Source organism: Georgenia wutianyii (assembly GCF_006349365.1).
Classification (GTDB): Bacteria; Actinomycetota; Actinomycetes; order Actinomycetales; family Actinomycetaceae; genus Oceanitalea; species Oceanitalea wutianyii.
This window is the reverse complement of sequence record NZ_CP040899.1, coordinates 778,077-801,598: the sequence shown is the minus strand read 5'-3', so window position 1 is coordinate 801,598 and position 23,522 is coordinate 778,077. Positions and strand designations below refer to the sequence as shown.

General features: G+C 74.1%; 27 protein-coding genes and 1 other RNA gene. 7 read left to right on the top strand and 21 right to left on the bottom strand.

Annotation, left to right across the window (positions count from 1 at the left end; translation table 11 throughout):
* Positions 1–110: 110 nt before the first annotated feature.
* From FE251_RS03530 to FE251_RS03510, 6 genes are all read right to left on the bottom strand, one after another.
* Complete coding sequence (locus tag FE251_RS03530) at positions 111–905, bottom strand: MBL fold metallo-hydrolase (RefSeq protein WP_139947898.1); 795 nt, start codon at positions 903–905, stop codon at positions 111–113.
* A complete protein-coding gene (gene murI / locus FE251_RS03525) occupies positions 902–1,726 on the bottom strand; it encodes a glutamate racemase (RefSeq protein WP_139947896.1) in 825 nt (274 codons plus the stop codon). The genes FE251_RS03530 and murI overlap by 4 nt, the downstream gene beginning before the upstream one ends.
* A 16-nt stretch (positions 1,727–1,742) precedes the next feature.
* On the bottom strand, positions 1,743–2,342 hold the full coding sequence (locus tag FE251_RS03520; RefSeq protein ID WP_139073519.1) for a DUF2017 domain-containing protein: 600 nt from the start codon (positions 2,340–2,342) through the stop codon (positions 1,743–1,745).
* 1 nt (position 2,343) lies between these two features.
* Positions 2,344–2,658 (bottom strand): ATP-dependent Clp protease adapter ClpS, encoded by a 315-nt coding sequence (clpS, locus tag FE251_RS03515; RefSeq protein ID WP_139073518.1) that lies wholly within the window; start codon positions 2,656–2,658, stop codon positions 2,344–2,346.
* Positions 2,659–2,777: 119 nt separating this feature from the next.
* On the bottom strand, positions 2,778–2,936 hold the full coding sequence (locus FE251_RS15455) for a hypothetical protein (RefSeq protein ID WP_168202643.1): 159 nt from the start codon (positions 2,934–2,936) through the stop codon (positions 2,778–2,780).
* A 123-nt stretch (positions 2,937–3,059) separates the two neighbouring features.
* Positions 3,060–4,394 (bottom strand): nicotinate phosphoribosyltransferase, encoded by a 1,335-nt coding sequence (locus FE251_RS03510; RefSeq protein WP_139073517.1) that lies wholly within the window; start codon positions 4,392–4,394, stop codon positions 3,060–3,062.
* Between the two features lie 71 nt (positions 4,395–4,465).
* Between FE251_RS03510 and FE251_RS03505 the strand changes: the two genes are divergently transcribed.
* The gene (locus FE251_RS03505) at positions 4,466–5,290 is read left to right on the top strand and encodes an aminoglycoside 3'-phosphotransferase (protein ID WP_139073516.1); all 825 of its coding nucleotides are present in this window, start codon (positions 4,466–4,468) and stop codon (positions 5,288–5,290) included.
* Between the two features lie 27 nt (positions 5,291–5,317).
* Here FE251_RS03505 and FE251_RS03500 read toward each other — a convergent pair whose 3' ends face one another.
* The 5 genes from FE251_RS03500 to FE251_RS03480 form a co-directional block, all read right to left on the bottom strand.
* A complete protein-coding gene (locus FE251_RS03500) occupies positions 5,318–7,096 on the bottom strand; it encodes a DEAD/DEAH box helicase (RefSeq protein ID WP_139073515.1) in 1,779 nt (592 codons plus the stop codon).
* Between the two features lie 56 nt (positions 7,097–7,152).
* Positions 7,153–7,497 (bottom strand): DUF3039 domain-containing protein, encoded by a 345-nt coding sequence (locus FE251_RS03495; protein ID WP_139073514.1) that lies wholly within the window; start codon positions 7,495–7,497, stop codon positions 7,153–7,155.
* An 84-nt stretch (positions 7,498–7,581) separates the two neighbouring features.
* A complete protein-coding gene (gene nagB / locus FE251_RS03490; RefSeq protein ID WP_139073513.1) occupies positions 7,582–8,367 on the bottom strand; it encodes a glucosamine-6-phosphate deaminase in 786 nt (261 codons plus the stop codon).
* Positions 8,368–8,506: 139 nt separating this feature from the next.
* Positions 8,507–8,791, bottom strand: a complete 285-nt coding sequence (locus FE251_RS03485; RefSeq protein WP_139073512.1) for an HU family DNA-binding protein — start codon at positions 8,789–8,791, stop codon at positions 8,507–8,509.
* Positions 8,792–8,960: 169 nt separating this feature from the next.
* Positions 8,961–9,665, bottom strand: coding sequence for an NADPH-dependent FMN reductase (locus FE251_RS03480; protein ID WP_139947894.1), 705 nt, complete (start codon positions 9,663–9,665; stop codon positions 8,961–8,963).
* 110 nt (positions 9,666–9,775) lie between these two features.
* Between FE251_RS03480 and FE251_RS03475 the strand changes: the two genes are divergently transcribed.
* Positions 9,776–10,573, top strand: a complete 798-nt coding sequence (locus tag FE251_RS03475) for a DUF1206 domain-containing protein (RefSeq protein WP_139947892.1) — start codon at positions 9,776–9,778, stop codon at positions 10,571–10,573.
* Here FE251_RS03475 and FE251_RS03470 read toward each other — a convergent pair.
* Both FE251_RS03470 and FE251_RS03465 read right to left on the bottom strand, forming a co-directional pair.
* The gene (locus tag FE251_RS03470) at positions 10,570–11,247 is read right to left on the bottom strand and encodes an N-acetylmannosamine-6-phosphate 2-epimerase (protein WP_139947890.1); all 678 of its coding nucleotides are present in this window, start codon (positions 11,245–11,247) and stop codon (positions 10,570–10,572) included. The genes FE251_RS03475 and FE251_RS03470 overlap by 4 nt on opposite strands.
* Positions 11,248–11,270: 23 nt before the next feature.
* The gene (locus FE251_RS03465) at positions 11,271–12,245 is read right to left on the bottom strand and encodes an ROK family protein (RefSeq protein WP_230976528.1); all 975 of its coding nucleotides are present in this window, start codon (positions 12,243–12,245) and stop codon (positions 11,271–11,273) included.
* A gap of 447 nt (positions 12,246–12,692) precedes the next feature.
* On the opposite strand from FE251_RS03465, the gene FE251_RS03460 reads away from it, so the two are divergent.
* Entirely contained in the window at positions 12,693–13,727 is a 1,035-nt protein-coding gene (locus tag FE251_RS03460; RefSeq protein ID WP_139947886.1) for a Gfo/Idh/MocA family protein, read from the top strand.
* A complete protein-coding gene (locus FE251_RS03455) occupies positions 13,727–14,761 on the top strand; it encodes a Gfo/Idh/MocA family protein (RefSeq protein WP_139947884.1) in 1,035 nt (344 codons plus the stop codon). Before FE251_RS03460 ends, FE251_RS03455 begins: the two co-directional genes overlap by 1 nt.
* Positions 14,762–14,842: 81 nt before the next feature.
* On the opposite strand, the gene FE251_RS03450 is transcribed toward FE251_RS03455, so the two are convergent.
* The 3 genes from FE251_RS03450 to FE251_RS03440 form a co-directional block, all read right to left on the bottom strand.
* Positions 14,843–15,727 (bottom strand): CAP domain-containing protein, encoded by an 885-nt coding sequence (locus tag FE251_RS03450; RefSeq protein WP_139947883.1) that lies wholly within the window; start codon positions 15,725–15,727, stop codon positions 14,843–14,845.
* 264 nt (positions 15,728–15,991) lie between these two features.
* A complete protein-coding gene (locus FE251_RS03445; protein WP_139947881.1) occupies positions 15,992–16,654 on the bottom strand; it encodes a response regulator in 663 nt (220 codons plus the stop codon).
* Positions 16,655–16,675: 21 nt separating this feature from the next.
* The gene (locus FE251_RS03440) at positions 16,676–17,914 is read right to left on the bottom strand and encodes a sensor histidine kinase (RefSeq protein ID WP_139947879.1); all 1,239 of its coding nucleotides are present in this window, start codon (positions 17,912–17,914) and stop codon (positions 16,676–16,678) included.
* 170 nt (positions 17,915–18,084) lie between these two features.
* Here FE251_RS03440 and FE251_RS03435 point away from each other — a divergent pair, with 170 nt between their 5' ends.
* Positions 18,085–18,786 (top strand): DUF4352 domain-containing protein, encoded by a 702-nt coding sequence (locus tag FE251_RS03435; RefSeq protein WP_230976527.1) that lies wholly within the window; start codon positions 18,085–18,087, stop codon positions 18,784–18,786.
* A 35-nt stretch (positions 18,787–18,821) separates the two neighbouring features.
* Here the strand turns inward: FE251_RS03435 and FE251_RS03430 are convergent, their stop codons facing one another.
* Together FE251_RS03430 and FE251_RS03425 are read right to left on the bottom strand one after the other, a co-directional pair.
* Positions 18,822–19,235, bottom strand: a complete 414-nt coding sequence (locus FE251_RS03430; RefSeq protein WP_139947877.1) for a pilus assembly protein CpaE — start codon at positions 19,233–19,235, stop codon at positions 18,822–18,824.
* Positions 19,232–20,107 (bottom strand): DUF72 domain-containing protein, encoded by an 876-nt coding sequence (locus FE251_RS03425; protein ID WP_139947875.1) that lies wholly within the window; start codon positions 20,105–20,107, stop codon positions 19,232–19,234. Before FE251_RS03425 ends, FE251_RS03430 begins: the two co-directional genes overlap by 4 nt.
* A gap of 135 nt (positions 20,108–20,242) precedes the next feature.
* Here FE251_RS03425 and FE251_RS03420 point away from each other — a divergent pair, with 135 nt between their 5' ends.
* Positions 20,243–21,103 carry an alpha/beta fold hydrolase gene (locus FE251_RS03420; RefSeq protein WP_139949238.1) on the top strand — a complete coding sequence of 287 codons (861 nt, stop codon included), beginning with the start codon at positions 20,243–20,245 and terminating at the stop codon, positions 21,101–21,103.
* Positions 21,104–21,152: 49 nt separating this feature from the next.
* Complete coding sequence (locus FE251_RS03415) at positions 21,153–21,932, top strand: putative protein N(5)-glutamine methyltransferase (RefSeq protein WP_139947873.1); 780 nt, start codon at positions 21,153–21,155, stop codon at positions 21,930–21,932.
* 53 nt (positions 21,933–21,985) lie between these two features.
* Here FE251_RS03415 and ssrA read toward each other — a convergent pair.
* From ssrA to smpB, 3 genes are all read right to left on the bottom strand, one after another.
* Positions 21,986–22,352: a transfer-messenger RNA gene (gene ssrA, locus FE251_RS03410) on the bottom strand.
* A 108-nt stretch (positions 22,353–22,460) separates the two neighbouring features.
* Positions 22,461–22,886 (bottom strand): hypothetical protein, encoded by a 426-nt coding sequence (locus FE251_RS03405; RefSeq protein WP_139947871.1) that lies wholly within the window; start codon positions 22,884–22,886, stop codon positions 22,461–22,463.
* Between the two features lie 72 nt (positions 22,887–22,958).
* Positions 22,959–23,474 carry an SsrA-binding protein SmpB gene (smpB, locus tag FE251_RS15785; protein WP_255303749.1) on the bottom strand — a complete coding sequence of 172 codons (516 nt, stop codon included), beginning with the start codon at positions 23,472–23,474 and terminating at the stop codon, positions 22,959–22,961.
* Positions 23,475–23,522: the final 48 nt, after the last annotated feature.

The following is a 23,522-nucleotide window of genomic DNA, read 5'->3' as shown; positions in this document are numbered from 1 at the left end:
CAGCGGAAGTCGGCTCTCGCGCGGAACTCCGCTCTCGCGCGGAAGTCGGCTCTCGCGCGGAACTCCGCTCTCGCGCGGAAGTCGGCTCTCGCGGGGGGAGAGAGAGGGGGTCAGAGGGACCAGGTGGCGTTCGGGGTGGCGAGCTCGAGGGGGCCGGCGTAGGTGGCGGTGGCCTCGGCGTGCACGACCGCGGGGTCGTTCCACGGCGGCAGGTGGGTGAGCACGACACATCGGGCACCGGCGGCGGTGGCGATCGTGCCCGCCCGCAGGCCGGTGAGGTGGATGCCTCGCACGGTGTCCCGGTCCTCCTGGAAGGCGGACTCGCAGAGGAACAGGTCCGCGTCGCGCGCAGCCTCCACGAGCGCGTCGCAGGCGTCCGTGTCGCCGGAGTAGGTGAGCACGACGTCGCGGGTGCCGTCCTGCGACGGCCCGGTGACCCGCAGCGCGAACGCGGGCACCGGGTGCTCGACCGGGAAGGCCTCGACCCGCAGCGGCCCGACCTCCACGACCTGGCCGGGCACGTGCTCGGCGAAGGTGAAGGCGGAGTCGAGGGCGGAGAGGTCCTCCTCCATCGTCAGGCCGGCGACGCGGGCGTCGGTGCCGGGCGGGCCGAGCACCAGCACCGGGCCGAGGGCCCCGGCCGGGTTGTAGCGCCGGTAGACGTCCAGGCCGGTGATGTCCACGACGTGGTCGGCGTGCAGGTGGCTGAGCACGACGGCATCGAGCTCGGCGGGGTCGAGGTGGCGCAGGAGCGAGCCGAAGGCGCCGGACCCGAGGTCGAGGAGGATGCTCCACGTGCGGGTGCCACCGGCGCCGTCGGGGCCGTCGGCCTGCACCAGGTAGCACGAGGAGGCGGAGTCCGGGCTGGACATCGAGCCGGCGCAGCCCACGATCGTCAGCCTCACGCGGTGACCTCCAGCTCGGTGTCGCGGTCAACCCGGCCGACCTCCGGGCCGAGGAAGCGGTGGGCGAGCCGGGTGAAGCTCTCGCCGTCGCCGGTGGCGAGGAAGCGGTGCTGCGGCGGCGGGGCCGCGATGTCACGCTCGAGGTCGTGCGCGACCAGCATCCGGTAGGTGTCCTTGGCCGTCTCCTCCGCGCTCGACACGAGAGTGACCTCCTCGCCCATGACGTAGGAGATGACGCCGGTGAGCAGCGGGTAGTGGGTGCAGCCGAGAACCAGGGTGTCCACGCCTGCGGCGCGGACGGGCTCGAGGTACTCCCGGGCGGCGGCGAGCACCTCGGGGCCGGAGGTGACGCCCCGCTCGACGAACTCGACGAAGCGGGGGGCTGCGGACATGGTGAGCTCGAGGTGGGGCGCGGCGGCGAAGGCGTCGCGGTAGGCGCCGGAGCTGATCGTCGCCCGGGTGCCGATGACGCCGACCTTCCCGGAGCGGGTGGCAGCCACCGCGCGGCGCACGGCCGGCTGGATCACCTCGACGACCGGCACCCCGGCCCCGACGGTGTAGCGCTCACGGGCGTCGCGCAGGACGGCGGCGGAGGCGGAGTTGCAGGCGATGACCAGGGCCTTGACCCCGGAGTGGACGAGCCGGTCCATGACGTCGATGGCCAGCGCGCGGACCTCGGCGATGGGCTTGGGCCCGTAGGGCGTGTGTGCGGTGTCCCCGATGTAGAGGATCGACTCGTGGGGCAGCTGGTCCAGGATGGCGCGCGCAACGGTCAGGCCCCCCACCCCTGAGTCGAAGACACCGATCGGCGCGTCGTTCACGCTTCTGACGTTAACCTCATCGGGGCCCGCCCGACATGGCCTCGAGCAGTGACTCCTGCCACCAGGTGAGGGCGGCGTACAGGCTCGTGAGGGCGGCGTCGAGCTCGTCACGCGGCGTGGTGGGCGCCTCGGTGCCTGCACGGTCGTAGACGCGCTCGGCGTCCTCGTCGGTCTCGATGCCCAGGCGTGCGGCGAGGACGAGGCGCAGGTCGGTGAGGGCGGAGAGCCAGGCCCGCTCCTGCCCGGCGCGCACGACGACGACGCCGGAGCTCGTCCGCAGGCCGGCGTGGACCACCCGCAGGTGGTCCACCTTCGTCGCCCGCAGCGAGCTCTCGGTGAGCCTGCGCAGCTCCGCGGCGAGCTGCTCGTCCTCCCGGCTCGCCGGGGGCAGCAGCCGCGCGAGCGCGGGGTCGCGGGGCGGCTGTCCGGCGGCAGGGTCCCAGTCGAGGGCGGCGAGGACGGCGTCCTCCTCGGAGGCGTGCTCGGCGTCGTCCTCCTCCTCGATGTGCGAGCCGAGGAGCTCGGCGGTGTCGGCGACGATGCGGCTGATGATCCGCAGCTCGGCGGGCTCGAGCTCGCAGGCCCACCCGCCGGGGACGGCGAGGAACGCGCGCATCTCAGGCGCCCCCCTCGGGCTCGAGGGTGGCCCACAGCCCGTAGGAGTGCATCGCCTGCACGTGGACCTCCATCTTCTCCCGGGCGCCCTCGGCGACGACGGCGCGCCCGTCGTGGTGGACCTGGAGCATGAGCTCGCGGGCGCGGGGCTCGGGGTAGCCGAAGTACGTGCGGAACACGTAGGTCACGTAGCTCATGAGGTTGACCGGGTCGTTCCAGACCACGGTGCGCCAGGGTCGTGCGGGGTCGAGCGCCTGCTCGTGCTCCTCGGTCTGCCCGGGCACCGTGACGGGTCCGGGCGTCGTCGCTGCCACCATGCGCCCCACCCTATGCACTCCGCCCGACGCCCCGCCCGCGCCCGGCAGGACGACGGGGCCCGGCAGGAACGTTCCTGCCGGGCCCCGTCGAGGTCCTCACGCGTGTGGTGTGGCGCGGGTCAAACCCTGGTCTTCTTGCCTCGTCCCACGAGGGACATGATCACGGAGATCACGAGAATCGCCACACCGATCCAGATGAGGATCTGGGCCGCCTCGACCGCGACACCGATGATGAGCATGACGACACCGAGGATGATCAGAATCAGCCACAAAGACATACGAGGACTCCCTTCGTTCCCGGCGCCACTCGGCGCCGGCCTGTTGGCGTCAAGCGTTGCAGAACTTGTTCACCAGGGCACGCTGAACCGCAAACTCGCGCCTGACCTGGAACTTTCGGGGCCTCAGGCGATGACGTGGCGGGTCGGGATCGCCGGTTCACCCTCGCTCAGCCGCCAGCCCTCGTAGGGCAGCGCGGCCCGCGAGGCGACGTGCCGCTCGGCGGCGGCCGCGACGGCACCCGGTCCACGGTGCTCGTCGGCGATGACGCCCTGTCGCACGAGCGGGAGCTGCAGCCCGCGCGCCCCGTGCTCCTCCAGCACCCGCACCCCGGTGGCCTCGTCCTCGCACCCGACGACGAGCTCCTCCTGGGCCACGCCGTTGGAGAAGACGCGCCCGGCGACCTTGAAGCCGCCGACGGTCGCCTTGGAGGCCGAGGCCTTGGCGACGTCGACCATCCGTCCGTCGGCGCCCTCGCGCTCGACGAGCTTGTAGACGAGCTCGGCGGTCGGCAGCCCGGAGCCGGTGACGAGCTTGGTGCCCACCCCGTAGGCGTCCACCGGCGCGGCGCCGAGGGCGGCGATGGCGTACTCGTCGAGGTCGGAGGTCACGGTGATGCGCGTCGTCGTCGCGCCGAGCTCGTCGAGCTGGCGGCGCACGGTGAACGCCTGGGCGACGAGGTCACCGGAGTCGAGGCGCACCGCGCCGAGCTCCCCGCCGTGGCGACGGGCGGCGGCCACCGCGCGCTCGACACCGCGCTCGACGTCGTAGGTGTCGACGAGCAGCGTCGTGCCCGGCCCCATCGCCCGCACCTGGGCGTCGAAGGCGGCCTCCTCGTCGTCGTGGACGAGGGTGAAGGAGTGTGCGGCGGTCCCGATCGTCGGGATGCCGTAGGTGCGGCCCGCCTCGAGGACGCTCGTGCCGGCGAACCCCCCGACGACGGCGGCGCGCGCAGCCGCGACGGCGGCCTCCTCGTGGGTGCGGCGAGCCCCCATCTCCAGGCAGGGCCGGCCGTGGGCGGCGGTGGTCATCCGCGAGGCCGCAGCCGCGACGGCGGAGTCGTGGTTGAGCACCGAGAGCACGACCGTCTCGAGCAGGACTGCCTCGGCGAAGGTGCCGCGCACGGTGAGGATCGGGGACCCGGGGAAGAAGCACTCCCCCTCGCCGTAGCCGAGGACGTCCCCGGAGAAGCGGTAGCCGGCGAGGTAGTCGAGGGTCTCGCCGCTGACGACGCCCATCTCGCGCAGCCAGTCGATCTCCGCGCCGGAGAAGGTGAAGGAGGCGATGGCGTCGAGGACCCGGCCGGTGCCCGCGACGACGCCGTACCTGCGCCCGCCGGAGAGCCGGCGGGCGAAGACCTCGAAGACGCTACGCCGGTGCGCGGCACCGGACTGGAGGGAGGCCTCGAGCATCGTCAGCTCGTAGCGGTCGGTGAGCAGTGCGGTGGTCGCGCGTGACATGGCGACCAACCTAGCGGCCCCGTGCCCGCGGTACCTCGCCCGCCCGAGGTCGGACCCGCCAGAATGCGGTCATGTCGAACCGTGCGGCGGACGTCTCCCCCGGCGGGCCCCCTGGGCTGGCCGGGCCGCCGGGTGGGGACGTGCGCGTCCCGCGCGCCGTCGTCGACCTCGCGGGGGGCGAGCAGGTGGTCCCGGTGTGGCGCAACGAGCTCGGCGGCCTGACGTTCCGGCTCGGCGCCGGGCGGTTCGTCAAGTGGGTCGCCCGCGGCACGCAGGGCCTGGACCTCGCCGCCGAGGCCGAGCGCCTGCGGTGGGCCGCACCGTTCGCGGCCGTGCCGCGCGTGCTGGAGAGCGGGAGGGACGACGACGGCACCTGGCTCGTCACCGCGGCCCTCCCCGGTGAGTCCGCCGTCCGCTGGACGCACGACCCGCGCACCGCGGCCCGCGCCCTCGGTGAGGGGCTGGCACGGCTCCACGCCGCACTGCCGGTGGCCCACTGCCCGTTCAGGTGGGCGGTGGAGGACCGGGTCTCCAGGGCGGGGCAGCGGCTCGCCGCGGGCCACGGCCCGGAGGCGTGGTTCCCCGAGCACCGCCACCTGTCCCCGGAGGACGCGCTCGCGCTGCTCGCGCAGCCGCCCGCCCCGGTCCGCACGGTCGTGTGCCACGGCGACCCGTGCGTCCCGAACACGCTGCTCGCCGCGGACGGCTCCGTCGTGGGCGTGGTCGACCTCGGCTCGCTCGGGGTCGCCGACCCGTGGGCCGACCTCGCGGTGGCCGCGTGGAGCACGGAGTGGAACTTCGGCCCGGGGTACGCCCGCGAGGTCTACGCCGCGTACGGCACGGCCCCCGACGAGGAGCGCATCGCCTACTACCGCCTGCTGTGGGACCTCACCTGACCGGTCGCCGGGACCGGGCCGGGAGGGCTACTTGCGGCCGACGAACCAGTTGCGCAGCTGGGCGATGCGGGCCTCGATCTCCTCGATGCTCGCGAGGGGCACCTCCGGGCCTCCGCAGCGTTCGCGCAGCTCGGTGTGGATGACGGCGTGCGGCTTGTTGCTGCGCCGCGACCACGCCGACACCAGGCCCGACAGCTCCTTGCGCAGCGCCGCACGACGCTTGTGGTCGGAGATTCCGGCGTTGTCCTCACGCTGCACCCGGGCGGCCGCCTGGCGCTTCTGCTGCTTGACCTGCTCGGCCTGACGCTGACGCAGGAGGGTGTGGACCTGCTCGGGCTCGAGCAGGCCCGGCAGACCGAGGTACTCCTCCTCCTCGATCGAGCCGACCTCCGCACCGGTGCCGAACTCGCCGCCGTCGAACAGGACGCGGTCGAAGGACGCCTGGGCGTCCAGGGCCTCGAACCCCGGGAGCATGAGGTCGTCGCTCGCCTTCTCCTCCCGGTTGGCGGCCGCGACGAGCGCGTCCTCCGGGGTGAAGTAGTCCCCCTTCTCCTCCGAGGTGAGCACGCGGTCCAGCGCGTGGTCGCGCTCCACCTCCAGCTGCGCGGCGAGCTCGAGCAGGACCGGCACGCTCGGCAGGAACACCGAGGCCGTCTCCCCGCGGCGCCGGGCGCGCACGAAGCGGCCGATCGCCTGCGCGAAGAACAGCGGCGTGGCGCTGGAGGTGGCGTAGACACCGACGGCGAGACGGGGCACGTCCACGCCCTCGGACACCATGCGCACGGCGATCATCCAGCGCTGGTCGCCGGCCGAGAACTCGTCGATGCGGGCGGAGGCGCCGTCGTCGTCGGACAGGACGACGACGGGCATCTCGCCGGTGACCTCGTGGAGCACCTTGGCGTAGGCGCGGGCCTTGGTCTGGTCGGTGGCGATGACGAGGCCGCCGGCGTCGGGCACGCCGCGGCGCACCTCGGTGAGGCGGCGGTCGGCGGCGGCGAGGACCGCGGGGATCCAGTCGCCGGACGGGTCCAGGGCCGTGCGCCAGGCCTGGCCGATGAGGTCCTTGGTGAGCGGCTCGCCCAGGCTCGCGCTCACCTCGTCCCCCGCCCGGGTACGCCAGCGCATCTGGCCGGAGTAGGACAGGAAGATCACCGGGCGCACGACGCCGTCGCGCAGGGCGTCGGCGTAGCCGTAGGAGTAGTCCGCCCGCGAGCGGCGCACGCCGTCGGCGTCGCGCTCGTAGGTGACGAACGGGATGGCCGCGGTGTCCGAGCGGAACGGGGTGCCGGTGAGCGCCAGACGCCGGCGGGCCGGCTCGAAGGCGAGGCGGATGCCGTCGCCCCAGCTCAGCGCGTCCCCGCCGTGGTGCACCTCGTCGAGGATGACGAGCGTCTGCTCGGCGGTCGTGCGGCGGCGGTGCAGGTCGGGGTTGGCGGCGACTTGCGCGTAGGTGAGCGCAACGCCGTCGAAGGACGCGCCGTGACGCTCCTGGGCGTTGCGGAAGGCCGGGTCGAGCTGGATGCCGACGCGGGCCGCCGCCTCCGCCCACTGGCCCTTGAGGTGCTCGGTGGGCGCGACGACGGTGACCGCGGTGACCTCGCGCCGGGAGAGCAGCTCGGTGGCCACCCGCAGGGCGAAGGTCGTCTTTCCGGCCCCGGGGGTCGCGACGGCGAGGAAGTCGCGGGGGTCCTCGTCGAGGTAGGTCTGCAGTGCCTCGGCCTGCCAGGCACGCAGCCGCGAGGCGGTCCCCCACGCAGCCCGCGCGGGGTAGGCGGGCGAGAGGTGCTCCGCGGCAGCGGTCGACACACCTGCAGGAACTGCCTGCGAGGTGGTCGGGGCCGGCCGGCGCTGGTGGCCGGCGCTCACTCTCCGCTTCCGCCGGAGCCGCGGCCGCCGCGTCCGAAGCCGCCGAAGCGGCCGCGTCCCGAGGAGCCGGCGTCGCCCTGGAGGCTCTCGTAGATCTCCTTGCACGTGGGGCACACGGGGTACTTCTTGGGGTCCCGGCCGGGGGTCCACACCTTGCCGCACAGCGCCACGACCGGCTGCCCGGACAGCGCGGAGGACATGATCTTGTCCTTCTTCACGTAGTGGGCGTAGCGGTCGTTGTCACCGGGCTCCTGCTCGCGGACCTCCTCGCGCTCGAGGACGCTCGTTCCCGACGACGTCGACGGCTCGCTCGGCTGGCTCGGGGGCTCGGTGGAACTCATGGGGACCAGTCTAGGACGAGCCACAGACGAGGTCCCCGTGAGGCACGCGACGTTCGGCGAGGCCTACGGCACAGCCGCCGGTGGCTACAGGCCCTGCCACGCAGGCTTCGCCGCGTAGGTCTCCCGGTAGTAGTCCACGTGCTCGAGCTGGGAGGCCGCGGCCTCGTCGAGCAGCACGGTGGCGTGCGGGTGGTGCTGCATGATCGTCGCCGGCCACATGGCGCTCACCGGGCCCTCGACGAGCTGGCGCACCGCGGCGGCCTTGCCCTCACCGGTCGCGATGAGGACGAGGTGGCGGGCCTCCATGATCGTGCCCAGCCCCTGGGTGAAGCACAGCCGCGGGACGGCCTCGACGTCGCCGTCGAAGAAGCGGGCGTTGTCGCTGCGGGTCTGCGGCGCGAGCGGCTGCACCCGGGTGCGGGAGGCGAGGGAGGAGGCGGGCTCGTTGAAGGCGATGTGGCCGTTGGTACCGATCCCGAGGATCTGCAGGTCCACCCCGCCGGCCTCGGCGATCGCGCGCTCGTAGGCCGCGGCGGCCGCGGGCAGGTCCTCGGCGAGACCGTCCGGACCGGTGACCGCGCCGGGGGCGAAGTCGACCCGGCCGACGAGCTCCTGCTCGATGACGTTGCGGTAGCGCTGCGGGTGGTCGGCGGGCAGCCCGATGTACTCGTCCAGGGTGAACCCGCGCGCGCGGGCGAAGCTGATCCGGCCCGCCTGCTGCCGGCGGACGAGCTCGTCGTAGGTGGGCAGCGGGGTCGAGCCGGTGGCCAGGCCGAGGACGGCGTCCGGCTTGCGGCTGAGCAGCTGCTCGATTGCGTCCGCGGCGAACTGTGCGCTCTCCTGCGCACCGGACGTGATGACGACCTCCACCGGGTACCTCTCCTTCGCACGGTTCGGGTGCGCCTCGCACCCGCGACCAGCCTACTGACCCTGCGGGCCGTGGGACGTGCGGACATGGCAAGGCGGGCAGGACGTGAACGTCCTGCCCGCCTGTGCGTCTGTCAGGACGTCACTTGTTGGAGACGGCCTTCTTCAGGGCGCTGCCCGCGGAGATCTTGACGCCGTAGCCGGCCGGGATCTGGATCTCGGCGCCGGTCTGCGGGTTGCGGCCGGTGCGCGCGGCGCGCTCGACACGCTCGACGGACAGCAGGCCCGTGATCTTGACGGCCTCGCCCTTGCTGACGGACTCGACAAGCACGTCCTGCAGGGCCGACAGAGCAGCGTCGGCCTGGGACTTGGTGAGCGAGGAGCGCTCGGCCACAGCGGCGACGAGCTCGGTGCGGTTGACGGACATGGAATCCCTCTCTCAGTCGGCGTACACACCCTGTTGGGTGCGACTGGGCCGACATTACGGCGTAACCCCGCAGGTTGTCGCCTCCACGCGCCGGGTTCTCGCCTTGCCTTTCCGCGGGTCACGGGCGCCGCCGAGGCGTCCGGGACGAGCGCGAGGGGCCGCGCGGACCTCAGACGAAGCCCGGAGGCCGCTCCAGGGCGCTCGTCGTCGTCCAGCTGTCCGGCGCCTCCGGGCGCCCCTGCCGCAACCGCGTGTCCGCGCCCTCGTGACCGCTCTGGGAGCCCTGCTGGCCCCCGAGCTCCTCGTTCGGGGCGCGCAGCAGGTGCATCGCGGCGTCCATCCGCACGAGGGCGTCCATCATGAGCTCGATGCCCTCGACCATCCCCTCGCTCGCGCTCAGGGTGCCTTCCCGCACGCTCTGCTCGGTCACGAACGGGACGACGACCATCTCGCGCACCGGGTACATCTGCAGCGACCCGAGGACGCCCCGCAGCGCCTCGGCACCCACCAGGCCGCCGGACATCCCCGAGCCGTAGCTGACGATGCCCACCGGCTTGAACGCCCACTCGTGGACGAGGTAGTCCAGCGCGTTCTTCAGCAGCGCGGAGTAGCCACGGTTGTACTCCGGGCTCACCATGACGAACGCGTCGGCGGCCCCGATCCGCGCGGCCCACCTGCGGGTGTGCTCGTGGCGGTGGTGCCCGTACCGCGGGAGGTCCGGCTCGTCGAAGAGCGGCAGGCCGACGTCGCGCAGGTCGATGCGGTCGATGGCGAAGGCCTTGTTCGACCCGAAGCGGGTGACCACCCAGTCGGTGACGACGTTGCCGAGCCGGTGAGGGCTCGTCGCAGCGTTGAGGACAGCGAGTCGGATCATCAGTGCTCCTAGACCGGGGGACGAGGGACACGGTAGTCCCGGCGCGCGCCGGGGGGCGACCTCCGGCAGTCGCCGGGCGGACGGGCCGCGCCGCTGCCACCCTGTGCACCATGAACGTCGACACCGGAAGTCATGCGCGCCGGGCCGCTGCCGGCCTGGAGGACCACCCCGTGCTCACCGTGGGGGCTCGGCTGGGCTACGCGGCAAGTGGCCTCCTCCACCTCGTGCTCGGCTGGATCGCGGTGACCCTCGCCTGGGGCACCGGCGGGCAGGAGTCGGCCGACCAGTCCGGCGCGCTGGAGCAGCTCGCCTCGACCTCGGTCGGCGCCGTCCTCCTGTGGGTGATCGTCGTCGGCTTCGGGCTCCTCACGCTGTGGCAGGTGGCCACCGCGGTGACGACCGGCGGGACGAAGGACCGCGTGAAGGCGGCCGGCAAGGCGGCGACGTACCTCGTCCTCACCGGCCTGGCGGCCAAGGTGGCCACCGGGGGCTCGGGCGGGGGCGGGTCGGAGCAGACGACCAGCCTCACCGCCCGCGTCATGGAGAACCCGCTGGGGCAGGTGGCGGTGGGGCTCGTCGGCGTCGGCATCCTCGTCGTCGGTGGCTACCACGTGGTCAAGGGGTGGAAGGAGAAGTTCCGCGAGGACCTCCAGGGGAGCCCCGGCCGGGCGGTCGTCGTGGCCGGCCGGGTCGGATACGTCGCCAAGGGGGTGGCCCTCGGCATCGTCGGGGCGCTCTTCGTCCTCGCCGCGGTCACGAACGACCCCGACGAGGCGCAGGGCATGGACGGCGCCCTGCGCACCCTCCTCGAGCTGCCGCTGGGCACGGCGCTGCTCACGGCGGTCGGCCTGGGGATCGCCGCCTACGGCGTCTACTCCTTCGGCCGCGCGCGGTACGCGAGGGTCTAGCGCTCGGTCACGGCCTGGTGGAACCACCCGGTGATCGTCGTCGGGTGGGTGATCGCGGTGCCGACGACGACGGCGAAGGCCCCGCGCCCCATGGCGTCGGCCGCCTGGGCCGGGGTGTGCACGCGCCCCTCGACGACGACCGGGCGCGAGCACCGGGCCACCATCTGGTCGATGAGCTCGACGTCGGGCCCCTGGGTCCTGGCCCGCTCCCCCGTGTACCCGGCGAGCGTCGTGCCGAGGACGTCGGCCCCGGCGTCCTCCGCGGCGAGCGCGTCCTCGAGGCTGCCGCAGTCGGCCATGACGAGGACGTCGGCGTGCTCGCGAAGACCGGCGATCGTCTGGGCGAGGGTCCGTCCGTCGGGCCGGGGGCGGCGGGTGCCGTCGAGCGCGACGATGTGCGCGCCCGCGTCCGCGACGGCGATCGCGTGCTCGAGGGTCGGGGTGATGAAGACCGGGTCCTCCCCGTCCTTCCACAGGCCGGTGACGGGCACGTCGGTGGCGGCGACGATCCGCGCGATGTCCTCCAGCCCCTGGGCGCGGATGCCCGCGGCCCCGCCCTCGACGGCGGCGAGCGCCATACGCTCCATGATCTCCGGGACGCGCAGCGGCTCTCCGGGGTAGGCCTGGCAGGACACGATGAGGCGCCCGCGGAGGCGCTCGAGGACCGGTGACACGGGGGTTTCCTTCCGGAGGGTGGTCACGCGCGCAGCGCGGTGCGGGCCGCGCCGAGCACGGCGGCGACCGGCCCGAGCGCGGAGGGCAGGACGGGGACGTCGGCGAGCGGCTCGATGAGCTCGGCACGCACGGTGGCGACCATCGGCTCCCACCACAGCGGGCCCGCCTGGGACATGCCACCGCCGACGACGACGGCGGCCGGGTCGAGCACCGTGACGACGCCGGCCACGGCCCGGCCCACGGCCCGGGCGGAGTCGGTCACGGCGCGCAGGGCGAGCTCCTCACCGGCGACGGCGCGGGCGTAGACGGCGCGGGTGTCGGGCACGTCGGGCGATCCGCCGAGGCGCAGGTAGTGGCGGTGGAGGGCGTGACCCGAGCCGAGCGCCTCGAGGTGGCCGTCGCGTCCGCAGCCGCAGCGCATCCCCACGGCGTCGGGGCTGGGCAGGTGGCCCATCTCCCCCGCGACGTGCCGGGCCCCGCGCAGCGGACGCCCGTCCAGGACGAGGCCGGCGCCCACGCCCGTGCCGACGGCGACCATGAGGACGCTGTCGAGCCCGGCAGCCGCCCCGAGCCACACCTCGCCGCCGGCGTGCGCGTCGACGTCGTTCTCCACCGTGACCGGCGCGTCGGCGAGGAGGTCGGCCAGCCGCTCCTGCAGACCGGCGCGCACGGCGGTGCCGGTCCACCCGAGGATGGCGTCGGTCGCGGACAGGATCGTGCCGCTCGTCGTGTCGACGACGCCGGCGGTGCCCACACCCACCCCGCCGATGCGGGCCCCGGCGGGCACCTGCCTGCTCGTGCCGTCCGGCGCGGTCAGCGTGCCACCTGCGGCGACGACCTCCCGGACGAGGGCGGCGACGGTGTCGAGCACGGCCTGCGGGCCCGCCTGGGCGGGGGTCGGGGCGGAGCGGACGGGCCCGACGGCCCCGTCCGCGCTCACGAGGGCGGCGGCGGTCTTCGTGCCTCCGAGGTCGACCCCGACGACGACGTCACTCACGTGCGGTCCTCTCTGCTGCGCATGGCTGCCGGCGCTCGGCGCACGGGGGCAGGAGGCCGCCCGTGCGGGTACCGCGGCCGGCCCGGCCGCGGTACCCCGCGCCGAGCGTACAGAGGCCTGTCGGCCGTGGGCCGGCACGCCTGCGTCACGGATCGCGGCGGCCACACCAGCGGTGCGGCACGACCTGCGGAAGGATGTTCTCAGCATGAGCTCCTCTGTGAGACAGCCATGTCCGATGTCAGAGGTGCCGTCGACCCGACCCTCACAGCCCGCGAAAGGTCACACCACGGTGATCACTGCACTGCTCCTCGGCCGGCCCGGTCGTGAACCCCTCCGGCCGACGACGGCCGAGACCCGGAACCATGCCCTCCCCGACGCACCGCCGGTCCTGCACGCCCTCCGGGCCGCCCGGCGGAGCGTCGGGTGGACCGCCGAAGGCGACGCGCCGTGACGCCCGCTGCCGTCGCCGTCGTCGGCACGGGCACCTCCGCCGTCGAGCACCTCCGGGCGCTGCAGCAGATCCCGCGCCTGCGGGTCCGCTGGGTCGCCGACAGCGACCTCGCGCGCGCCGAGGAGCTCGCGCGGCTCGTCGGCGCCCGCGCGACGACCGACATCCACGGCGCGGTCACCGACCCTGCCGTCCAGGCGGTCGACATCGTCAACGCCACGCCCGGCCACGCCCCGTGGACGATCGTCGCGGGTCACGCCGGCAAGCACGTCCACGTCGACCAGCCGGCCGCCCTGTCCCTCGCCCAGCTCGACGCGATGACCGCGGCCACCCGCCACACGAGTCTCCTCGTCGGTCAGACCGTGCGATTCCAGCCGGCCGTCGCCCGCCTGGCCCGCGCCGCCCAGAGCGGGGAGGTAGGCACCCCTCGCCTGCTGCACATCAGCTGGTACACCGGTCACGCATGGCCCGGCGGGTGGCGCAGCTGGCAGCTCGACCCCGCGCTGTCCGGTGGCCACCCGGTGCACAACGGCACCCACATCCTCGACGCCGCGACCTGGCTGCTCGGCTCGGCGCCGGCGGAGGTGTTCGCACGGGGCGTGCGCACCTTCTCCCCCGACATGGAGTCCCCCGACTCCTTCCAGGTGCAGCTGCGCACCGCGGACGGCGGGCTCGCGACGCTCGAGCTGTACTACGCCCTGCGCCGGCGCGGGGACGTGCTCCGCCGGGTCGTCCTCGTCGGCACGGGCGGGACGCTGCGCCACTCCACCGAGGACGAGCCGGGGCTGACCTCCGACGCCGCCCGGCCCGCCCCGCTGTCACTCGAGGGGGCGCTGCGCGACCAGCTCGAGCACTGGGCCGACGTCGTCACGGGCACAGCCCGCCCGCTCGTACGCCCCGACCAGGTGCGCGGGGCCCTCGCCGGCGCGCTCGCCGCCCAGCGCTCGCTCGTCACCGGACGGCGCGTCCACGTCACCGAGATCGAGGCCGACCCCGTCGTCGGCGCGAACGCCCCCGTCGAGGAGGTCCTCTGATGGCCCTGCGAGTCGCCGTCCTGTCGGCAGTCCGCCACGCCACCGACTACCTGCGCCTGCTCGGGCAGGACGATCGGGTCGAGCTCGTCGCCGTCGCGGAGGAGCCCAACGCGCCGGAGTGGATGCGAGCGGACTCGCGAGCCGCCGCCGAGCGCGCCGGGGTGCGCTACACCGAGACCGTCGCCGAGGTCCTCGACCCCGCCGAGGTCGACCTCGTCGTCGTGTGCAGCAGCCCGGCCCGCCACGCCCGACTCGCCCTCGCTGCGCTGTTCGCCGGCATCGACGTGCTCATCGACGAGCCGGGCGCAACGACGCTCGCGGACGCGGACGCGCTCGTCGAGGCCGCCGAGCGCACAGGCAGGGTCTGCGCCGTCGTCAACCGGACGCACGCCCCGTCCCTGCGCCGCGCCCGCGCCTGGGTGGACGCGGGCCACGTCGGTCTGCCCCGCCACCTCGACGTGGAGCTCCTCGCCTCGGGGGCCCACTTCGCCACGTCGGTCGAGCGCCCCGAGCTCGTCGTCGACCCTGCGCTCTCCGGGGGCGGGGAGATGCTCAACTTCCTCTGCTACTGCGCCGACGCCGTCACCTACCTCACGGGGCTGCGGACGGTGGAGGTGCACGCCTTCACGGGCGCGCTGTTCTCCGAGCTGCACGCCGAGCACGGGGTGGAGGACAGCGCCGTGGTGAGCCTCCTCCTCGAGCGCGGCGTCACCGCGACGGTGACGCTCGGCCGGGTGCCCTACGCCCCGGGCACGACGCCGACGACGAGCTCGCTGCGCCTGCTCGGGTCCCACGGTCACGCCGTCGTCGACGACGACCGCCCGGCCGTCGCGAAGTTCGGCCCCGACGGCGCGACGTCCCTCACCGCCGACGCCGGCCAGGTCGCCGCCGAGCGCTACCTGCGCCACGTCGTCGACTGCCTCGTCGCGGGCGCGGTGCCCGACTACACGGTGCGTGAGGCGCGGGCCTCCCTCGCCGTCGTCGACGCCGCCTACCGCTCCGCCGAGCGGGGGGACGTCGTCCCCGTCGGCTGAGACCGCACACGCCCACCACAAACGCGCACGGGGCCCTGCACCACCACGGTGCAGGGCCCGTCGCGCGGAACGTGGGTGGCGTCAGCCGCCGAAGACCAGGACGGCGTACGGTCCGCCCGCGCCCATCGCGTAGCCGACACCGACGTGGGTGTACTCGGCGCCGAGCATGTTCGCGCGGTGCGGCGCGGAACTGGCCCACCAGTTGAACATCCACGAGGTGATCTCCCCGGGCGCCCAGCCGGCAGCGCCGGTGTTGCGGACGATGTTCTCCCCCGACCGCGCCCAGCCGGCGCCGATCTGGCTCTTGTAGTTCGGGTTGTGCTGGAGCACCTGGTTGGCGGCCATCCACTCGGCCCACCCCTGGGCGACGGAGTCGAGGCCGGCGTCGCGGGCGAGAGCACCGAGACCGTTCTGCGCGCGCAGGTCGTTGACCATGGCGGCGAGCGCGCCCTGCTCACCTGCTTCGGCCGCCGCGACCGGTGCCGGGGCCTCCCGAGCAGCCGGAGCCTCCTCGGCGACCGGTGCCTCCTCGGCAGCGGCCTGCTGCTCGGCCTGGGTCTCGGCGGCGGCCACCTCCTCCAGCGCCTGTCGCTCGGCGGCGCGGCTGGCGGCCTGGGCCTCGCGCAGGTCCTCGACCTCGCTCTTGCCGAGCTCGACGTCGACGTCGAGCTCGCTGAGCACGAGGTCGGTCTCCTCGGGCACGGTGATGCCGGGGGCGGTCGCGTCGGCGGAGGCCTCGAGCGAGATCGGGGCGAGCGCGGTGCGGGCGGAGGCGGTGTCGTCCTCGACGACCGCGGCGGCACTGACTGCGGCGGTGAGCGTGAGGGCCAGCCCGCCGGCGAGCGCGGCGCGGTAGCGCCGCTGCAGGGCCGGGCAGACGCGGGCCCGGGAGCGGAGGAGGAGCTGGAAGGGGCGGGCGAGGGCGTGGACGGAGGTACTGGCTCGATGGGACCTGGGTGAGGTCACGGCGGGCTCGTCTCTGTCCCCTGGGGCCGCGAGCACGGTCCCGCCCGCCACGGCATTCGTCGTCCTCAGGGCGGCGGCGGGACGGGGAACCACCCGGAGGGCCCGGCCTGGAGGGGCGCCGGACACGCCCGACAGTAGCCACCGCGGCGCCCGCATGTCACGTTTTGGTCACGGCGGCGTGGCGAACGCCTCATGTGAGCGTCCGGTCCCGTAACAGGCGGGAGCGGACACGGCCTGGGCCGGAAGTCCGCCATGCGGCACTGGTCAGCGCAGCAGGCCGGCGCGCTCGGCGCGAACGGCGACCTGCACGCGGTTGCGCACCCCGAGCTTGGTCTGGATCGTCGCGAGGTGGGCCTTGACGGTCGCCACAGACACGTAGAGCCGGGAGGCGACCTCGGCGTTGCTCAGCCCTTGCCCCACGGCGACGACGACGTCGCGCTCCCGGTCGGTCAGCCCGGCGAGCGCAGCCTGCGCCGCCTCGACGGCACGGCGGTCGCCGTCGTCGCGGTAGTGGTCGAGCACCTGACGGGTGCTGCGCGGGGACAGGACGGCGTCACCCGCCATCACTGCGCGCACGGCCGCGATGATCTCCGTCGGTGAGGACGACTTGAGCAGGAAGCCCTCGGCCCCGGCGTCGAGGCTGCGCAGCACCGCGTCGTCGACGTCCCACACGGTGAGGACGACGACGTGCGGTGCGCGCGGCAGCCGGCGCACGGCCCGGGTGGCCTCGACGCCGTCGGTGCGCGCCATGCGCAGGTCCATCAGGACGACGTCGGGGGCGTGGCGCTGCACCGCCTCGACGACCTCGTCACCGTCGGCGACCTCCCCGACGACCTCGACGTGCGGGTCGCTCGTGAGGAGCAGCCGCAGGCCCGACCGGACGAGCGGGTCGTCGTCGACCAGGAGGACGCGGCAGGTGTCGAGCACGCCGCCATCGTAGGTGGGGGGTCAGACACCGGAGTCGCGCCACGGCAGGTCGACGGTGACACGGAAGGTTCGCCCGCGGTCGTCCAGGCCGTAGGCGAGCTGCCCACCGAGCAGCTCGACCCGTTCCGCCATGCCGCGCAGGCCCTGGCCCGCCCCCTGCTCCCCGGCGCCGGGCACGTAGGGGTTGCGCGCGTCGATGCGCATCCCCGCGGCGGGCCCGCCGCTGACCTCGAGCCGGATCGGCTGCGCGGGGGCGTGCCTCCGGGCGTTGGTGAGGACCTCCTGGACGATCCGGTAGACCGCGCGGGCCAGCGCGGGGTCGGCCCGCTCGGCGCTGTCGACGTAGACGGATGAGCTCACCGGCACACCGGTCTCGACGGTCTCGGCGATCATCTGCGGGAGGTCGACGAGCGAGAGGTCCGGCTCGGTCGGCCCGGCGTCGAGCGGCTCGTCGAGGACGGCGAGCAGCGAGCGCAGGTCGGCCATCGAGCGCGCCGCGCTCTCCCGCACCAGGCGGGCGCTGTCACCGAGCGGCCCGTCGGGTGCGTGCGCCTCCAGCGCGCCGGCGTGGAGGTTGAGCAGTGACAGCCGGTGCCCGAGGACGTCGTGCACCTCCCGGCCGATCCGTTCCCGCTCCCGCTGACGAGCGAGCCGGTCCCCGAGCTCGGCGCTCGCGTGGCGCGCGGCCGTGACCTGGCCGGCCGAGACGGCGGCGAGGCGCTGCGCGCGCACAGCGAGGCCGGCGCCGACAGCGATCGCCACCCCGAGCAGGACGAGGAGCGGCGCGACCCACCACCCGAGCACGACCTTGACGCCGGGGGCGGCGTCGGCGGGCGCGAAGACCGTCTTGACCAGGGACGTGGCCGACGTCGCGCCGCGGGTGTCCCGCACGATGCTGACGACGGTGGCCGCCACGGCGGCCGCGGCCGCCCACCGCACCTGCCGGCCGCGGCGCCGCCCGATGAGCGAGCCGAGGCCCACGAGCGCCGTCCACGACCCGATCGGCACGACGACGGCCGCCGCAGACGCGACGAGGGTGACCGCGAACGGCGCGCGGTGGCGCCGCACGAGGAGCACCGGCAGGCCCAGCGCGAGCAGCAGGCCGAGCAGGGCGAGCAGCACCTGCCAGCCGTACTCGTCACGACGCAGGAGCTCGGAGAAGCCGACCGAGGTGAGTGAGGCGCCGGCGCACAGCGTGCCCCACAGCACCGTGCGCCACCACGGCGCCCGCTGCTCGGTGACGACGGCATCGCGCTCCATGTGCTCACCGTAGGCAACCCCACCGACACGGCGGCACCCGCCGTCCGGCCAGCGCGGGGCGCCGGCACCTGGCCGATCGGCTACCGCGTTCTGGGCGACCGGCCGATGCCGGGGTGGGGGCGCGGCGCGTTGGCTGGGGCCATCAGCTCAGACGACCCCAGGAGGACACCGTGAACCACTCCGACGACCGGCACCAGCCCATCCCGCCCTTCGCCCCGCAAGGCCCCGGCGCCTACACCTCCGGCGGCGCCCCGGCGCCCCTGCCGCCTCCGGCTCCGGCACGCAGGAGCTGGTTCGCTCGGCACAAGATTCTCACCGGCATGCTCGCCGTCGTCGTCCTCGGCGTCGGCGCGGCGGCCGTCGGGGGAGGTGGGGACGAGCCGACGCCCGCCGCCACCCCCGCCGCGGACGCGCCCGCTGCCGCTCCCGAGGAGACCGCCGAGGACGAGGCGCCCGAGGCGGCTCCCGTTGACCTGCCCAAGATCGGCGACGCCGTCCGCGACGGGAAGTTCGAGTTCACCGTCACCGCCGTGGAGACCGGCGTCGCCGCGGTGGGCAACGACCTCTTCGGTGAGGAGGCCCAGGGCCAGTTCGTCCTCGTCCACATGACGGTGGCCAACATCGGCGACGAGGCGCAGATGCTCAGCGGCAGCAACCAGACCCTCGTCGACGACCAGGGCCGTCAGCACTCGGCGAACTCGTCGGCGGCGATCTACCTCGACGACGCCGACACCTTCCTCAACGACATCAACCCGGGGAACTCCGTCGAGGGCGTCGTCGTCTTCGACGTCCCGGCCGACGCCGTCCCGGCGGCGATCGAGCTCCACGACTCGGTGTTCTCCGGCGGGGTCACGGTCTCTCTGGAGCAGTGAGGTGGAGGTCCGGCGCGGGCGGCGCCGAACCTCACCTACCCCGCCACGGCCCTGCCGACGAGGTCGAGCAGGGCCGTGGCGTAGGCGTCCTCGACGTCCGGCGCCCGGTACTCCTCCACCTGTCCGCCCGGGCCGGTCGTCGTCACGACCCACTCGCCGTCGTCTCTCGTCAGACCTCGGAACGTGCCGCCGAGGAACTCGCGCAGCTGGTCCTCGCGCGGGAGCCACAGGGCGTCGTCCTTGGAGACGTTGTCCAGCGCCCACTCGGTGGTCCCGTTGAAGTTGAGCACCGTGCCGCCCTGGTAGGTGCGGGCCTCGATGACCATGTGGGACAGGATGAAGACGTCCTCGGACAGTGCCTCGGCCTTGATCCGGAAGCGGTCGCCGGGCGCCGGGTCCCAGCGCAGGCCGGCGCCCTCGAGGTCGCGGGCGAGCTGGTCGCTGATCATCGGTCCAGTGTGCCCACGTCGGGAGCGTCCCGCAGGCCCTCCGGCGCCGGCACGGCGACGTCGGCGAGGAGCTCGGTGAGCGCGAGGGCGTCGAACGGCGCCCGCACCTTGGCGTCGTTGTCGAAGTAGACGACGACGTCGTGGCCGGCCGCGTGCCACCGCCTCACCTTCGCCGCCCACGAGCGCAGCGCGGCGTCGTCGTAGCCGCTGACGTAGAGCTCGGCGGCGCCGTGGAGGCGGACGTAGACGAGCGCGGCGGTCGGCGTCTCGAACACCGGCCAGCTCTCCCCGCCGTCGGACACGACGAGCGCGACGTCGTGGTGGCGCAGGAGCTGGACGAACTCCTCGTCGGCGAAGCTCTCGTGCCGCACCTCGAGGGCGTGGCGCAGCGGGCGGTCGGCGTCGGTGGTGGTCAGTGCCCGGCCGTCGAGCCGCTCGTCGTGCCCGGCGGCGAGCTCGGCGGCGCGGGCCGTCGTCCTCGGCAGCAGCTCGAGGAACCGCGCCACCCGGTCGAGGTCGAGCCGGCGGCGCGCCGGCAGCTGCCACAGCACCGGGCGCAGGCGGTCCCCGAGCGCGAGGACGCCGGAGGCGAAGAAGTTCGCCAGCGGCACGTCGACGTCGCTCAACGCCTTGAGATGCGTGATGAACCGTCCGCCCTTGACCGCGAAGGTGAACCCGGGAGGCGTCGCGTCGCGCCACCGTTCGTAGGAGGTCGGCCGCTGCAACGAGTAGAAGGACCCGTTGAGCTCGACGGTCGGGAACGTCTGCCCGATGAACTCCAGCTCGCGCCGCTGGGGCAGGCCGCGCGGGTAGAACGACCCGCGCCACGGGGCGTACCGCCACCCGGACACACCGATCCGCACCTCGGCCATGCCGGTGAGTGTAGGAAGCGGGCGGGCCGGGCGCCCGCCGGGCGATGAGTTCCGTGGGTCCCGCGGGTCGGTAGGCACAGGACGACAGGGGCACCTGCCCCGCCAACCGAAGGGGACACCATGAGCTCCACCGCCATCGAGACCCTCACGCTCGACGTCCCGGGGGCCACCCTCACCTACGACGTCCGCGGGACGCTGCCGACGGTGGACGGCGCCCCGCCGCTCCTCCTCATCGGCCAGCCGATGGACGCGGTCGGGTTCACCACGCTCGCCTCCCACTTCCGCGACCGCACCGTCGTCACCTACGACCCGCGCGGACTGGGGCGCAGCGTCCGCCACGACGGCACCGACGTCCAGACGCCCGAGCAGCAGGCCGACGACGTCCACCGGCTCGTCGCCGCGCTCGGCGGTGGGCCGGTCGACCTCTTCGGCACCAGCGGCGGCGCTGTCACGGCCTTGTGCCTCTCGACCCTGTTCCCCGACGAGGTGCGCACCGTCGTCGCGCACGAGCCGCCGATGCTGGGAGTCCTGCCGGACGCGGACCGCGCCCTCGCGGCGTGGGAGCGGGTGCGGGCCGTCTACGACGAGCGCGGCTGGGGCTGGGGCATGGCCGCGTTCATCGCCATGACGTCGTGGCGGGGCGAGTTCCCGGAGGACTTCGGCGCCCAGTCCCCCGACCCCGCGGCCTTCGGCATGCCCACCCAGGACGACGGCTCGCGCGACGACCCGCTCCTGTCCGATGCCGCGGCGGCCGTCGTCCGCTACCGACCGGACGTCGCAGCCCTCTCCGCGTCCACGGTCCGGGTGGTCCCGGCCGCCGGGATCGAGAGCTCGGGGACGTTGACGTGGCGCACCACCGAGGCGCTGGCCGAGCGGCTCGGCGTCGAGCTCGCGGTCTTCCCGAGCAACCACGGCGGCTTCATGGGCGGGGAGTACGGCCAGACCGGGGAGCCGGAGGCCTTCGCCGCCCGTCTGCGGGAGGTGCTCGCCGGCTGACCAGGCGGCTCAGCGCGACACCGGGCCACGGCGGGAGCACGCTTCAGGCATGCTCGAGCCGCTCGTGCAGCGCCTGGCCGCGGCGGGATGCGTGTACCCCGAGGCGGAGGCCGCGGTGCTCGTCGAGAGCGCCACCGGGACGCACGAGCTCGAGGACATGGTGCGCCGCCGGGAGGCGGGCGCGCCGCTCGAGCACGTCGTCGGGTGGGTGCTGTTCCGTGGGCAGCGTCTCGACGTCGACCCGGGCGTCTTCGTCCCGCGCGCCCGCAGCGAGCTCCTGGTCGAGGAGGCCGCCTCGCTCGTGCGCTGCACGGCCGGCGCGGGTGGCGGCGTCGTCGTCCTCGACCTGTGCTGCGGCACCGGCGCGATCGGCGTCGCGCTCGCCGCCGAGGTCCCGGCCGTCAGGCTGCACGCGGCCGACGTCGACCCCGCCGCCGTCGCCTGCGCGCGGCGCAACGTCTCCCGCTGGGGCGGTGTCGTCCACGAGGGCGACCTGTTCGCCGCCCTCCCCCGCCGGCTGCGGCGCCGGGTGGACGTCCTCGTCGCCAGCCCGCCGTACGTGCCCGCCGCGGACATACGGCTGCTGCCGGGGCAGGCGCGGGACTTCGAGCCGCCCGGCGCGCTCGTCGGAGGAGTCGACGGGCTCGCGCTCGTCAGCCGCATCGTCCGCCGGGCCGGTCCGTGGCTCGCGCCGGGGGGCGCCCTCGCGATCGAGGTCGCCGAGCACCAGCTCGGGCCCACCGCCGACCTGCTCGAGGCCCGCGGCTACGCGGCACGCACGGTGACCGCCGACGGCGCCGCGGTGGCCGTGGGACGCCCGCGTCACTGACCCCGGGCACACCGAAGGCCGCCTCCTGGATCAGGAGGCGGCCTTCGGGCTGATGGTGGAGATGGCGGGAATCGAACCCGCGTCCGATGGCGTGGAACCAGAGCTTCTCCGGGTGCAGTCTGCTGCGATTTTCTCGGCCCCAGCGATCACGCAGACATGTCGCTGACGGGCCCAGTCATCTGGAAGTCCCCGTAGCCCCGATGACGAGGGCTACGAGCAGTGGCTCTCTAGCTGACGCCAGGAACCGGGCCGAGAGCTAGCCCGGGCTGACGGACTTCGAGACTCGCTCAGGCGGCGAGGGCGAAGTCGGTGCGCTTGGAATCGGCACCTATTGGTTTGCAGAGGGCGTTAACGAGATAACTCTGCATCCTCGACCCGCTTCCTCTGGCACGACGTCCATCGTCGAAACCGATCATCCCCATGTTCAGTTGACAAGCACCGGCGAGCCGGCGCGTCCCATCATACGCGTCCAACCGGGTGAGGGTCCCCTCTATTCCCGGCGCCGCCGTGCGACGTGCGCCGCGAAGGTCAGCGCTTGCGGCTGCCGAGGCTGTCGAGGACGAGCCCCAGGCCGATCCCGACGAGCCAGATGTCCTTCGACATGGCGATGCCGTCAGGGGTCGGGCGGATGCCGTCCTCCCGGGTCGCGCCTGGCGTCCTGAGGTACATCCGGACCAGCCCGGAGGAGAACGCGGTCAGCCCCAGCCCGGCGGCCAGTGACGGCACGAACGGGCTGAGCAGCGCGACCCCGAGGGAGATCTCGGCGGTGGACAGCAGCTTGCCGAAGTCCTTGGCCGACATGTCCTTGAGCATGGGGAAGGCTCGGGCGCCCATCTCCTGCAGGCCCGCGGCCTGCTCCTCGTCCAGGCCGCGCTTGTCCAGGCCGGAGCTGAGGATGAACGCGCCGGCGGCGAGCCTGGGCGGCATGTGCCGCAGCTTCATCGGAAGACCCATGGTCCCCTCCCGGAGTCGGAGAGGACCTCAACGTAGCCCGCCGTGCGGGCGCTGTCCTCGCGAACGCCGTCGTCAGCGGTTGACGCGCAGGCTCATCGCGCGCTGCGCCTCGCGGACGTCCTGCTTCTCGCGCAGCGCGTGGCGCTTGTCGTACTCCTTCTTGCCGCGGGCGAGGGCGATGAGGACCTTGGCCCGGCCGCGGATGAAGTAGAGCTCGAGCGGGACGACCGTGTGCCCCTTCTCCCGGCTCTTGCTGGCGAGCTTGTCGATCTCGTCCCGGTGGAGCAGGAGCTTGCGCTTGCGGCGCACGGCGTGGTTCGTCCACGTCCCCTGGCTGTACTCGGGGATGTGCACACCCTGCAGCCACGCCTCGCCGCGGTCGATCTCCACCCAGCCGTCGACGAGCGAGGCGCGTCCCATGCGCAGGGACTTCACCTCGGTCCCCGTGAGGGCCAGGCCCGCCTCGATCGTCTCGTCGATGTGGTAGTCGTGGCTGGCCTTCTTGTTCCGGGCGACCACGCTGCGCTTGTCGGCCTCCGCCTTCGCCTTCTCGGCAGCGGTGGGCTTGCGTTGCTTGGTCGGTGACACCGGGACTCCTTGGTCGTGCACGCGGACGGACGGGGCAGCGTTCCAGCC